Raw genomic sequence first — 13,141 nt, forward strand, 5'->3', positions numbered from 1 at the left:
GGCGGTTGAGTAGGCGTGGAGCGCCGGATTAAGGGTTGGCTGAGTTCAGACCTCGTTGACCTCCGGAGTTCATGTCGCTTTCGGTGACTCGTGGCGGGCGCAGGACGGGTGCCTGGGCGGGTCGTACTCGGTGGCGCTCTCCGCTGCCCAGGGCGACGTCATGGTCGCCGATAGTCGCGCGCGCAATGTTTCACGTGAAACATTCCTACGTTTGCCGCCGAGATGAGGATCACCTCGGCTGTCCGTGCATTGCAAGTAGCCGGTGAGGAGTGCTTCCTGAGCCTCCAGAAACTGGCCGGCGGGGGGGCAAGTTCAGACGAAATGCAGTATCGCTTCGTTCTCGCGGATCGATGCAGATGTGATGAGTGGGTTCGCCGAGGTTTGACGGAGGACCCCGTCGGCGGTCGCCCCCAGAGAGCACTGAAAGAGATGATGGAAGGGCCGTTTCACGTGAAACGGTCCGCTCTAGGGCGGCCTAGCCATTGAAGAGCTACGAGCTTGTCATGTAGGAGAGGAGGCCCTCGTCGGCTCGACTCGCTCCAACGGGCGCAACATTTCGGATCGAAGTTGCTCAACGGCTGCGGAAGCGTTTCACGTGAAACGCCCCTGCCGAGAACATTGGACGCCCATGCGGATCATCGTGGCACCGACTCGACCGCAATGCTCGAAAGAGATTTCTCGCCTGACCAGCGGAATAGAGACACCACCCCCCCGAGGCGAAGTTGAGGTCAGAGAACCAAGCTGAAGGGGTCCCTTCGGGCCGTGGGTCTCGATACCTCGCGTTGTGGCTACTCGACCAGCATGGCGACGGGTGCCTGGTGTCGATCAGCGTCGATCGACCATGTTGTGTCTCCCCAGAGATGGCGCGGGTGGCGATCGTGGTGAGCCTCGATTCGACGCACTACTGCTCTTCACCGGTATGTCTGCGGATATGGCCAGACAGTGGGCGTGGATACATCGCTCCAGGCAACGCCCGCCAGGTACCCACTGGGGGTGGCCGGGTCTCGATACGCGGCAATGCGTCTACTCGACCAGCATGACGACGAGGACCAGGTTGCGATGGATGCCCGTGGGCCTGGTGAAAAGATGGCGGGGGCGGGATGTACCACGCTGATCTGCGGATAATCGACCGGCGCGGCGACAGATGTCTAACGTTGGTGGGAGTCGATACGCGGCCTCGGGTTCTTCCCCGAGTTGGCACTACTGGTCTGCTGATGAAGACGTGGACCCGCTATTGAGTGGCCACTCGACCCGCATTGTAGGGAGAAGGCGGCGATAGAGGGTCCTGATCGGCCGCGACGCAATTACTCGTCTGGCATGGATTCGAGCAGTGTTCAGAACTCAGCAGCCACGTGATCAGGAGCGTACGCGCAACGGACCGTTTCACGTGAAACGGTGGAGGTCAGGAGGCTGCGAGCTTCGCGAGGGTGGAGTAGACGTCGCCGAGGTAGCGGCCGGATGCCTCGATGGCCTGAGGAACGAGTGAGGTCTCGGTCATTCCGGGAAGGACGTTCGCGTCGAAGAACCAGGGGAGTCCGGTCTCGTCGATGATGAAGTCGAGTCGCGACAGATGGCGGAGCCCCAGCAACTCGTGGATCGCGACGGCCACGCGGGACACCTCCTGCGTGATCTCCGGCGAGATCCGGGCCGGCGTGTAGAAGTGCGTCTCCCCCGCGTTGTACCGCGCTTCGAAGGTGTACTGCCCCGCGACAGGGGCGATCTCCACGGGCGGCAGGGCGAAAGGTCCGTCACCGAGGTCGAGAACACCGACGGAGACCTCGGTTCCCTGGATCTGCTGTTCGATGAGCACGACGTCGCCGTAGGTGTACGCCTCCACCATCGCTCGCGGGAGCTGCGCCGACTCCGTCACGATGCTGACGCCCTGGGCCGAACCGCCCTGAGCGGGCTTCACCACGAGGGAGCCGGGCAGGTGCGCTTCGACCTGCTCCAGGATCCCGGCGGCTCCGAGCTCGCGGAAGGTCTCGCGGGGGAGGGTGACGGAGCGCGGGGTCGAGAAGCCGGCGCGAGCGACGAGCGTCTTCGCGGTCGGCTTGAACCAGGCCAGGCGCGCCGCGTCCGTCTGCGAGCCGACGTAGGCGAAGCCCGCAGCCTCGAGGAGCCCGAGGAGTGCACCGTCCTCACCGCTCGCCCCGTGCACCGCGGGCCAGACGACGTCGGGACGCTTCTGCAGGAGCGTCGAGAGGAGGCCGGCGTCCGGTTCGTGCAGGGAGACGCGGTGGCCCATCGCGGAGAGACGATCCGCCACGCGTCGGCCCGACCGCAGGGAGACGTCGCGCTCGTGGCTGATGCCACCGCTGATGACGACGATGTCGAGAGTACGGTCGAGCACAGAGAAATCAGTCATGACCAGGGCTTTCTTATCGAAGGAGCGGTGTCAGGAGACGTTCGGCGGCAGGACGGCGTCGCGCTTGCTCGCGTCGGCGCTGCTCAGCCGGCCCGTGCCCGCGAAGGTCGACAGCAGATCGAGCTCCCCGTTGATGACCGTTGCGAGGCGGCGGATGCCGTCACCGATGCGCTCCGGCGTCGGGTAGCAGAACGAGAGGCGGATGTTCTGACGTCCGTCTCCGTTGCCGTAGAACGCGGTACCCGGCGTGTACGCGACGAGCTCCTTCACTGCGCGCGGCAGCATCGCCTTGGAGTCGAGCTCCTCGGGCAGCGTGACCCAGACGTAGAAGCCGCCGTTCGGGTTCGTCCAGCTGAGGCCGGGCAGATGGGTATGCAGGCCCTTCAGCATCGCCTCTTTCCGCTCGCGGTAAACGCCCCGGAAGGTGTCGATCTGTCCGCGCCAGTCGGCTGTCTCGAGGTACTTCGAGATGACCAGCTGGCTGAAGGACGACGGACTGAGGACGGCCGCCTCGTTGGCGAGGATCAGCCGCTCGCGGATCGCATGCGGAGCGAGAGCCCAGCCCACTCGGAAGCCGGGAGCGAGCGTCTTCGAGAACGTGCCGAGGTAGATCACCCCGTCCTCCTCCAGCGAGCGCATCGCCTTCGGCGGGACGTCCTCGAAGTAGAGGAGGCCGTACGGGTTGTCCTCGAGCACGAGGATTCCCTCGGACTTGCAGATCTCGAGGATCTCGACGCGGCGCTCCCAGCTGAGGGTCACGCCCGCGGGGTTGTGGAAGGTGGGGATCGTGTACAGGAACTTGATCGTCTTGCCGGCGGCGCGGACGCGGGCGATGTGCTCGCGGAGGGCGGCGGGGATGAGCCCGTGCTCGTCCATCGGGACGTGCTCGACCTCGGCCTGGTACGACCGGAAGATGACCATCGCCGTGACGTAGCTGGGGCCCTCGGAGAGGACGACGTCCCCCGGGTCCAGGAAGAGCTTGGAGACGAGCTCCAGGGCGTGCTGAGAGCCCGTGGTGACCACGATGTCGTCCGCGCTGGCGGAGATGCCCTCGAGGGCCATGACGTCGAGGATCTGCTCGCGCAGGACGGGGACGCCCTGGCCCGACCCGTACTGCAGCGCGACGGGCCCCTGCTCCCGCATCACGGTGTCGATGGCGCCAGTCACCAGGTCCTGGGGGAGCGCGGACACGAACGGCATGCCGCCGGCGAGCGAGACCACCTCGGGGCGTGACGCGACGGCGAACAGGGCTCGGACCTCGCTGGCGGCCAGACCGGCCGTGCGCTCCGCATAGGAGTTGTACCAGGGGTCGAGGTTGGTGCCGCGGTTGGTCACGATGGTTCCGCTTCGCTCGGTGGACAGGGTCTCTCCGGCCGGAGCCGGGTGGATCCACAGTACCGGCCGGTCCTGTACTGAGGCGGGGCGGTCGGGCGCCACCGCAGGGATCGTGGCCTGCGCCCCAGCGGGTCTGTTTCACGTGAAACAGCTCCGGGAACGAGGAGAGCCCCCGTCACGACGTGACAGGGGCTCTCGGAGACCGCAGGGCGGTCAGGAGTGGGAACTCAGAGGAACGCGGCCAGGTCGGCCTCGAGGGCCGGCTTCGGCTTGGCGCCGATGACGGTCTTCACGACCTCGCCCTTCTGGTACACCTTCATCGCCGGTATCGACGTGATCTGGTACTTCGCGGCCGTCTGCGGGTTCTCGTCGACGTTCAGCTTGACGATCTCGATCTTGTCGCCGTGCTCGGCCGAGATCTGGTCGAGGATCGGCGCGACCATGCGGCAGGGGCCGCACCATTCGGCCCAGAAGTCGACCAGGACGGTCTTCTCGGAGTCGAGGACGTCGGACTGGAACGATGCGTCGGTGACGCTCTTCGCGGTGGACATGGTGTTCTCTCCTTCACGAGTCGGCGGGCTGCCGGCTCCGATGTGCGATGACCGGACGGTCAGCGGGTGATGAGCTCGGCCCGGGGTGAGCCTTCGGTGTGGGCGGTGCCATCGGCGAGCGAAGCGAGGTAGTGCTCCGCGTCGAGGGCGGCGACCGTTCCGGATGCCGCGGCGGTGACGGCCTGACGGTAGGTCGGGTCGATCACGTCGCCGGCGGCGAAGACGCCGGGAACGGAGGTCTGGGAGGAGCGGCCGACCACCGAGATGGTGCCCTCGGTGGTGAGGTCGAGCTTGCCGTGCACGACGTGCGTGCGCGGGTCGTTGCCGATCGCGATGAACAGGCCGTCGAGGTCGAGGTGGGACTCGGTGCCGTCGACCGTGTCGCGCAGCTTCACGCCGTCGACGTGGTTCTCACCGGTGATGCCGGTGACCTCGGCGTTCCAGATGAACTCGATCCTCTCGTTGTCGAAGGCGCGCTTCTGCATGACCTTCGAGGCGCGGAGAGAATCCTTGCGGTGGATCACGTAGACCTTCGCGGCGTGCTTGGTGAGGAAGGTCGCCTCCTCCATGGCGGAGTCGCCCCCGCCGACGACGGCGATGGTCTTGCCCTTGAAGAAGAAGCCGTCGCAGGTGGCGCACCACGAGACACCATGTCCCGACAGGCGGTCCTCATCGTGGAGGCCCAGCTTGCGGTACGCGGATCCGGTCGCGACGACGACGGTCTTCGCCTCGATGCTCTCGCCGGAGCCGAGGTGGACGGTCTTGACCTCGCCCTCGAGGTCGAGGGAGGTGACGTCGTCGTAGAAGGTCTCGGCGCCGAACTTCTCGGCCTGCGCCTGCATCGAGGTCATCAGCTCGGGGCCGAGGACGCCGTCGGGGAAGCCGGGGAAGTTCTCGACGTCCGTCGTGTTCATCAGGTCGCCGCCGATCTCGACCGAGGAGGCCACGACCACCGGGTGCAGCTCGGCGCGCGCCGCGTAGATGGCGGCGGTCCAGCCGGCGGGGCCGGATCCGATGATGACGATGTCGCGCACGGCAACTCCTCGGGGTCTGTACGAGCGGTGACGGGTGGGGCGGGAGCCGAGCACCCGGAGCCGGTCGCTCGAATCGTTCCGCGGCTCCGTGGGCTACAACACATCCTAGGCGGGCACTATTCCGCGGGCCCGGGAGTGCCGGTCGTGCCACGCGCCGCTCGATGCAGCAGCCCAGGAAATGCAATCTGACCGGGCTTTTACCGGAGCAGCATCAGCGGCCGAGTCGGCGGAGCACCGGAGCGAGGACGGCGCGCAGCTCCGGCACCCGGAGGAACCAGAGGACCGCGAAGTAGACGAGCGCCATCACGGTGCCGATCGCGGCCATCGAGAGCAGCGGCTCCACGTAGTTCGAGACGGCGAAACCGCCCGCGCGCGTGCCGCCGAGGGCGACCAGGACGCCGTAGCCGGCGGCGGCGGAGGGCACCGCGGCGAGGACGAACTGCGCGAGCCTGACGAGGATCCGCCTGCCTCCGCGGCCGCCGAGCCGGCGGCGCAGGAGGAGGGCCGCCACGAGGGCCTGCACGCAGATGCCGAGCGAGGTCGCAGCGGCGATGCCGACAGCGGTGCGGTCGGCGGGGAGCCGGAGCACGATCAGGTACCCGGCGACCGCCACGACGACCTGCACCAGGGTGAACAGGAACGGCCGCGCTCCGTCGCTCAGGGCGTAGAACGCGCGCTGCATGATGGCGATCGAGGAGAACAGCGGCAGGGCGATCACGTAGGCCACGGCGATCGCTCCGATGGCCTGCGCGTCCGCGAACGAGTCGGTGAAGACGGAGCCGAACGGCACTGCGACCACGACGATCGCGGCGGCGGCGAAGACGAGCATCATCAGCACCAGGCGGAGCGAGGTGGAGACGTCCGAGCGGAACTCCTTCATCTCCCCCCGTGCGGTGTGGCCGCTCATCTTGGTGAAGTAGGCCATGGCGATCGAGATCGCGATGACCGAGTGGGGCAGCATGAAGATCAGCCACGCCTTCTGCAGCGCCGCGGCCGAGGGCCCCTCGCCGGACGCGGTGGAGGAGACCTGGCTCTCGACGATGCCGGCGACGATGGTCAGCAGCACCGTGGCGAACGACCACAGCGACATCCGCCCGGCCGTGCCGAGACCGACGCCCCGGAAGCGGAAGTCGGGGCGGTAGCTGAGGCCGACCCTCCGCCAGAAGAGCATCAGGAACAGCGACTGGACGACGATGCCCAGTGTCGCGCTCCCGCCGAGGAGGGTGACCATCGCCGGGGACCACGAGTCGACCGGACGGTTCCCCTCCGGATCGGCGCCGAACAGCACCATGAAGGCGACGAGCCCGGCGATCACCACGACGTTGTTCAGCACGGGCGCCCAGGTGAAGGGGCCGAACGAGCCGCGGGCGTTGAGCACCTCGCCGAGGATCGTGAAGAGGCCGTAGAAGAAGACCTGCGGCAGGCACCAGAACGCGAAGGCGACGGCCAGCTGGTACTGCTCCGGTCCGTAGCCGGGCGCGTAGAGGCGCACGAGCAGGGGAGCGAGGACCGTGGCGGCGATCGTGGTCACCAGGAGCAGGCCGAGCGCCAGGGTCAGCAGGCGGTTGATGTAGCCGCGGCCGCCGTCGGCGTCGAGGCCCGCCCGCACGATCTGCGGGACGAGGACGGCGTTCAGAGCGCCGCCCGCGATGATCGAGTAGATCGTGTTGGGAAGCAGGTTCGCCGTCGTGAAGGCGTCCGCGCCCGGCGCGACCGCGGCTCCGATCGTGTTCGCCATGACGATCGACATGATGAAGCCGAGGATCCGCGAGACCATCGTGCCGGAGGCGAGGACGGCGCTCGCGCGTCCGAGGGAGAAGCTAGCCACGCGGGTCCGATCGCTGGTCGTCGAGGTCGGGCTGGACCTCGAGCACGGCGTTCGGGTCCTCCTCGTCCTCAGGGGTGTCGCCTCGACGGCGACGGCGGATGTTGCGGAGGATGCCGGCTCCGAAGACGACGACGAGCGCGATCCCGATGACCAGGGTGCCGACGGTCTCCCAGTCGGCGCGGACGCTGGTCGTCATGCCCGTGGGGGTGCCGATGGGGACGCCCTGCGCCGAGGTCAGCTGCAGGCCGAGGCTCGTCTCGCCGTTGCCGACCCGGGCCTTCACGGGGATGAGGACGCGGCCCTGCGAGCGGGCGTCGATCTCGGTGGTCTCGATCGCCTCCTCGTCGATGTCGAGGACGGCGTTCGAGGTCGAGGCCTGGATGCGGACGGCGATCGGCCAGGGGAGCTCGTTGCGGACGTACACGGGGATGCTCGAGTCGCGGGAGACCTGCAGGATGCTGCCGGTCGCGTCGATCGACACCAGCGAGAGCGTCCGGTCGGCCTCGGTCATGGCCGCGCCGACGGCGTCGCCCCAGCCGCTGCCGTCTCCGCGCCAGGTCACCGCGAGCAGCGCCAGCACGTCGTTGCGGCTCTTGCCCGAGAGCAGCTCCGGCTCCTGCAGCACGGAGGAGAACGCCTCGACCTCGGAGCCGGCGTCGAGCACGTCGCGCACCCGGTCGAGCCTCGACTCCGACTCCGGCGAGTCGACGACGCTCGCGCCCTCGGTCGCGGGGACGGCGAGGGCGGTGGAGAGGGCGACTCCGCGGGCCCAGGGCAGCGACTCGATCGCGTCGAGGGTCTCGGAGAGGCGTGCGGCGCCGATCGCGGAGCCGCGGCCGAGGGTGAGCACGACGTCCGGCGCGGTCCCCTCCTCCTGCACCTCGGCGAGATCGGTGGCGATCTCGGACATGCGGGCGCGCCACTCGGTGTCGTCGGTGGCGGTGGCGGCCGCGTCGAACGCCTCGGTGAGGCGCGAGTCGGCCACGACCAGGTCCGAGTCGCCGACGGTGGCGCGCGAGGTGGTGGTCACCTCCTCCGGCAGCAGGAGACCGGAGGAGGGGACGACCGTGCGGTTCACTCCGCTGGCCGCGTAGACGTCGAGGTCCGACCCCCGGAGGGTGCCCTCGTCGGGCCACGCGACGCTGCCGAGGGAGGTGCTCCAGTCGGAGGCGAGCAGCGACTCGGTGCTCGGACGCGCGGGCAGGTCCTCGGCCGGCTGGTCGGAGTCGACGGCGACCGTGGGCGCCGGGCTGGCGGTGCCGGGGACCGCGGCGAAGCGGGTGTCGTCGATCGCGTACTCGAAGGACGTGGGAGAGAGGAGCGCGGAGAGCCCGGCCTGCGCCTGGGCCGAGACGTCGGCGTCGGCGTAGGGCAGGGCGAAGCGCTCGTTCGGCACGGACTGCAGCCGGTCGAGCCAGTCGAGGGCCGACTCCGGAGCGGCGCTGCCGAGGATGCGGATCGAGGCGAGGATGCGCGGGTCGACCCCGATCGTGACGCCCTTCCCCGCGACCGCGTCGAGCTGCCGGGTGAGGGTCCCCGTGCCGTCGGTGTAGTCGGCGAGGGCCTCGGCCGAGAGCAGGCCGTCGGCCGTGTCCGGGACGGTGAGCGGGACGAGGACGCTGACGCCGGTCTCGCGCTCCGGGGCCGCCGCGTCGTCGGTCAGCTCGACGGCCGTGCGGGCGGTCGAGACGACACCACCCGGACCGGTGACCGTGACGAGGACGGCGTGGGTGCCGAGGGCGGTCCGGTCGTTGGAGAAGGGGATCTGGTCGACCGGCACGGTGAGGCCTGCCTCGGCGGTGCTGGAGGGCAGCAGGCGCAGCTGGGCGGTCGCACGGACCGGGTCGGTGTCGTTGTCGGCCTCGGCGTCGAGCCAGTCGTGCAGCTCCGCGCGGGTGTCGAGGGTGGCGTAGGAGAGGGCGACCGTCACGTCGGCGCTGTCGATCGCCTCGGTGGTGCCGTTGCGCACGGCGATCGAGAGCTCGAGGTCCTGGCCGGGCCGCAGGACGCCGTCGCTGCCGGCCCCCGCGGTCGTGGTGACGATGCCGGGAGCGGGCGTCGAGGTCGCCGTCGCGGCGGCGACCGGGGCCGCGAGGGCGGGGGAGGCCACGCCGGTCAGGCCGAGCGCGAGGGCGGCGGCACCTGCCGAGCGGAGCAGGAGGAGGGCCGCCCGCGAGCGGCGGGAGCGGAGGGAGGGGTCGCGCCGATGCATCGGACTCACTCGGCCTCCATGCGGGTGATTCTACGGGCAGCCCTCCTCGGGGCAGGCGGTGCGTCCGCTGTGCACGCGGATCCCCCTGTAACCCCCTGGCACGGTCACCCGCTGACGGGACACCCCCGCCACTAGGATCGTGCGAATGCACAGCGTCCAGACCGCTCTCGAGACCCTCCGCGCGCTCGCGGGGACGCCCACGGTGACGCGGCTGGCGGAGGCGTTCGCGGCCCAGGGCCACGAGCTCGCGCTGGTCGGCGGCCCGGTCCGCGACGCCTTCCTCGGCCACGGCGTGCACGACCTCGACTTCACCACCTCCGCGCGCCCCGACGACATCGTGCGGGTCGTCGCTCCGATCGCCGAGGCGCACTGGGACATCGGCCGGGCCTTCGGCACGATCGGCGCCCGCGTCGCCGGCGAGACGGTCGAGATCACGACCTACCGCAGCGACAGCTACGACGGGGTGAGCCGCAAGCCCGAGGTCGAGTTCGGCGACTCGCTCGAGGGCGACCTGGTGCGGCGCGACTTCACGGTCAACGCGATGGCGCTGCGGCTCCCGGAGGTCGTCCTCGTCGACCCCTCGGGAGGAGTGGAGGACCTGCTCGCCGGCCGGCTGCGCACCCCCTCCCCCGCCGACCTCTCCTTCGGCGACGATCCGCTCCGGATGCTCCGCGGCGCGCGCTTCACCTCGCAGCTCGGCTTCCGCACCACCGACGAGGTCGAGTGGGCGATGGCCGAGCTCGCCGGCCGGATCGACGACGTCTCGGCGGAGCGCGTGCAGGAGGAGCTGCGGAAGCTCCTCGCGACCGCCTCGCCCCGTGCCGGCCTGGAGCTGCTCGTCGACACCGGTCTGGCCGGTCGCTTCCTCCCGGAGCTGCCCGCGCTGCGCCTGGAGCAGGACGAGCACCACCACCACAAGGACGTCTACACCCACAGCCTCACCGTGCTGGAGCAGGCGATCGCGCTGGAGGAGTCGCGGCACCCCGGAGCCGCGCCCGACGTGGTGCTGCGGCTCGCCGCCCTCCTGCACGACATCGGGAAGCCGGCCACGCGGCGGCTCGAGCCGGGCGGAGCGGTGAGCTTCCACCACCACGACCTGGTCGGCTCCAAGCTCGCGATCAAGCGGTTGCGCGCGCTCAAGTTCGACAACCAGACGACGAAGGACGTGGCCCGCCTCATCGAGCTGCACCTGCGCTTCTTCGGGTACACGGACGGCGCGTGGACCGACTCCGCGGTGCGCCGCTACGTGACCGACGCCGGGCCCCTGCTCGAGCGGCTGCACATCCTCACCCGCGCCGACGTGACCACGCGCAACCGCCGCAAGGCCGACCGGCTCGCGCACGCCTACGACGACCTCGAGGCGCGCATCGCGGAGCTCGCCGAGAAGGAGGAGCTCGCCTCCAAGCGCCCCGACCTCGACGGCACGCGGATCATGGAGATCCTCGGCCTCGCCCCGGGCCCCGAGGTCGGACAGGCGTACCGGTTCCTGCTGGAGCTGCGGCTCGAGGAGGGGCCGCTCGGCGAGGAGGTCGCGACGCAGCGGCTCCGCGAGTGGTGGGCGTCTCGCTGAGGCGCTGAGCCGGGCCGCGTGCCCGCCCCGCCCTGCACCCGGGTTGGTGCGCCTCGAGCGGATCCGTCCGGCGCGTCGCGGCGGTCCTGTTGTAGTCTGTACAGGTTGTCCACGACCAGACGCACTCGCGTCCGCGGGAGTGGGCAGATGCTACATACCCTCCTGTCACGGAAATACCGTGGCCGTTCAGTCCGAAGGAGGTGGGTTAGTGACGCATCAGTACGAGATCATGGTCATCCTGGACCCCGAGATCGATGAGCGCACCGTCGCTCCGAGTCTCGACAAGTTCCTCAACGTCATCCGCACCGATGGTGGATCCATCGACAAGGTCGACGTCTGGGGCCGCCGTCGTCTGGCGTACGAGATCAACAAGAAGTCCGAGGGCATCTACGCCGTCGTCGACTTCACGTCGACCTCCGCCGCAGCGAACGAGCTCGACCGTCAGCTGAAGCTGTCCGAGGCCGTCATGCGCACCAAGGTGCTGCGGGCCGAAGAGGGCATCGCCCAGGTCGCGGCCGCCGCGAAGCTCGCCGACGAGAAGGCCGCCCGCAAGGCTGCCAAGGCCTCGGCCGCTCCCAAGGCGTAGCGCTCATGGCCGGCGAGACGATCATCACCGTGGTGGGGAACCTCACCGCCGACCCCGAGCTGCGCTACACGCAGGGCGGGCTCGCGGTCGCGAACTTCACCATCGCCTCCACGCCGCGCACCTTCGACCGTCAGGCGAACGACTGGAAGGACGGCGAAGCGCTGTTCCTCCGCGCCTCCGTCTGGCGCGAGTTCGCCGAGAACGTCGCAGGAACGCTGACCAAGGGCAGCCGCGTCATCGCGACCGGCCGCCTGAAGCAGCGCTCCTACGAGACGAAGGAAGGCGAGAAGCGCACCAGCATCGAGCTCGAGATCGACGAGATCGGGCCCTCGCTGCGCTACGCGACCGCGCAGGTCACGCGCGCCTCCGGTGGAGGCGGACGCGGCCAGGCCGGTGGCGGCCAGGGCAACGGCGGTCAGATCGGCGGTGGCCAGGGCGGCTTCGGCGGCGGCGGTCAGGGGGGCTCCGGCAACGCCGGCGGCAACCGTGGCGGTCAGGCCGAGGAGCCGTGGGCGCCGAGCGCTCCCGCCGGTGGCGACGTGTGGAGCACGCCGGGCAGCTACAACGACGAGACGCCGTTCTGAGCCTCGGCTCGGACGCTCTCCTCACCTGAATCACGCCTCCCCCGCACCGCGATCGCTCGCGGCGGGGCAGGGGCGAACCAGAATCTAAGGAAACCACTATGGCTGGAAAGAGCAGCGGCGACCGCCGCAAGCCGATCCGCGGCAAGGGCGCGAAGAACGCGGCCCCCGCGAAGTCGGTCCGCGTGGGTGTCATCGACTACAAGGACGTCGCGACCCTCCGCAAGTTCATCTCGGAGCGCGGGAAGATCCGCGCCCGTCGTATCACCGGCGTCTCCGTTCAGGAGCAGCGCCTCATCGCCCGTGCCGTCAAGAACGCCCGCGAGATGGCGCTCCTGCCCTACGCCGGCAGCGGAAGGTAGGTAACGGTATGTCCAAGGTCATCCTGACCCACGAGGTCGACGGACTCGGCTCGGCCGGCGACGTCGTCGACGTGAAGAACGGGTTCGCCCGCAACTACCTCATCCCGCAGGGCTTCGGCGTCGCGTGGACCCGCGGTGGCGAGAAGCAGGTCGAGCAGATCAAGTCGGCGCGAGCCGCTCGTGAGCACAAGACCATCGAAGAGGCCCAGCACACCAAGCAGGTCCTCGAGGCCAACCGCGTGAAGCTGACGGTCAAGGCCGGCAAGGACGGCCGCCTGTTCGGCTCGGTGAAGACCTCCGACATCGCGAACGCGGTGGCGGCGGCCGGATTCGGCGAGCTCGACAAGCGCAAGATCGTCATCTCGAACGCGATCAAGCACGTCGGCGAGCACGAGGCCGTGGTGCGTCTGCGTGACGACATCCAGGCCACTGTGAAGCTGCAGGTGGTCGCGGCCAAGTAAGGCCGCGAGAACGCCGCGGAGGGCGGTGCGACGGGACTTCCGAGTCCCCTCGCACCGCCCTTCGTCGTTCCCGTTCTCCACAGCTCCATCCACATACACCCTCCAGCGGGACCAACCTTCACTGTGGTCTTGAGACTCTTTTCCCCACACACCTGTGGAAAGCAGGAAATGCCTGGTCAGGAGCCGGAAAAAACTTACTGAGAGCCGCTGATCCCACAGGGTTGTCCACATGTTGCCCACAGTGGGCCCGGCGTTT

Annotated in this window: 11 protein-coding genes; 5 read left to right on the forward strand and 6 right to left on the reverse strand. The window is 69.2% G+C overall.

What is annotated here, in order from left to right; translation table 11 throughout:
• Window positions 1-1,402: 1,402 nt before the first annotated feature.
• From C5D36_RS02150 to C5D36_RS02175, 6 genes are all read right to left on the reverse strand, one after another.
• The gene (locus C5D36_RS02150) at window positions 1,403-2,365 is read right to left on the reverse strand and encodes an ATP-grasp domain-containing protein (protein ID WP_104295082.1); all 963 of its coding nucleotides are present in this window, start codon (window positions 2,363-2,365) and stop codon (window positions 1,403-1,405) included.
• Window positions 2,366-2,395: 30 nt separating this feature from the next.
• Window positions 2,396-3,700 (reverse strand): PLP-dependent aminotransferase family protein, encoded by a 1,305-nt coding sequence (locus C5D36_RS02155; RefSeq protein WP_104295083.1) that lies wholly within the window; start codon window positions 3,698-3,700, stop codon window positions 2,396-2,398.
• 227 nt (window positions 3,701-3,927) lie between these two features.
• Window positions 3,928-4,251: a thioredoxin gene (gene trxA / locus C5D36_RS02160; RefSeq protein ID WP_104222687.1), complete on the reverse strand. Its 324-nt coding sequence runs from the start codon at window positions 4,249-4,251 to the stop codon at window positions 3,928-3,930.
• A 59-nt stretch (window positions 4,252-4,310) separates the two neighbouring features.
• A complete protein-coding gene (gene trxB / locus C5D36_RS02165; RefSeq protein ID WP_104225794.1) occupies window positions 4,311-5,285 on the reverse strand; it encodes a thioredoxin-disulfide reductase in 975 nt (324 codons plus the stop codon).
• Window positions 5,286-5,496: 211 nt separating this feature from the next.
• Window positions 5,497-7,113 carry a murein biosynthesis integral membrane protein MurJ gene (gene murJ / locus C5D36_RS02170; protein ID WP_258062842.1) on the reverse strand — a complete coding sequence of 539 codons (1,617 nt, stop codon included), beginning with the start codon at window positions 7,111-7,113 and terminating at the stop codon, window positions 5,497-5,499.
• Window positions 7,106-9,325, reverse strand: coding sequence for a DUF6049 family protein (locus tag C5D36_RS02175; protein WP_104295084.1), 2,220 nt, complete (start codon window positions 9,323-9,325; stop codon window positions 7,106-7,108). The genes murJ and C5D36_RS02175 overlap by 8 nt, the downstream gene beginning before the upstream one ends.
• A 145-nt stretch (window positions 9,326-9,470) precedes the next feature.
• On the opposite strand from C5D36_RS02175, the gene C5D36_RS02180 reads away from it, so the two are divergent.
• The 5 genes from C5D36_RS02180 to rplI all read left to right on the forward strand — a co-directional run bounded on the left by C5D36_RS02180 (window position 9,471) and on the right by rplI (window position 12,885).
• Entirely contained in the window at window positions 9,471-10,895 is a 1,425-nt protein-coding gene (locus C5D36_RS02180; RefSeq protein ID WP_104295085.1) for a CCA tRNA nucleotidyltransferase, read from the forward strand.
• Window positions 10,896-11,103: 208 nt separating this feature from the next.
• Complete coding sequence (gene rpsF, locus C5D36_RS02185; protein WP_068207796.1) at window positions 11,104-11,481, forward strand: 30S ribosomal protein S6; 378 nt, start codon at window positions 11,104-11,106, stop codon at window positions 11,479-11,481.
• 5 nt (window positions 11,482-11,486) lie between these two features.
• Window positions 11,487-12,065, forward strand: coding sequence for a single-stranded DNA-binding protein (locus C5D36_RS02190; protein ID WP_104222691.1), 579 nt, complete (start codon window positions 11,487-11,489; stop codon window positions 12,063-12,065).
• Window positions 12,066-12,163: 98 nt separating this feature from the next.
• A complete protein-coding gene (gene rpsR, locus C5D36_RS02195; RefSeq protein ID WP_055784551.1) occupies window positions 12,164-12,424 on the forward strand; it encodes a 30S ribosomal protein S18 in 261 nt (86 codons plus the stop codon).
• Window positions 12,425-12,432: 8 nt separating this feature from the next.
• Window positions 12,433-12,885, forward strand: coding sequence for a 50S ribosomal protein L9 (gene rplI, locus C5D36_RS02200; protein ID WP_104222692.1), 453 nt, complete (start codon window positions 12,433-12,435; stop codon window positions 12,883-12,885).
• Window positions 12,886-13,141: the final 256 nt, after the last annotated feature.

Origin of the sequence: Rathayibacter sp. AY1C6 (assembly GCF_002931535.1) — a bacterium.
Taxonomy (GTDB): domain Bacteria; phylum Actinomycetota; class Actinomycetes; order Actinomycetales; family Microbacteriaceae; genus Rathayibacter.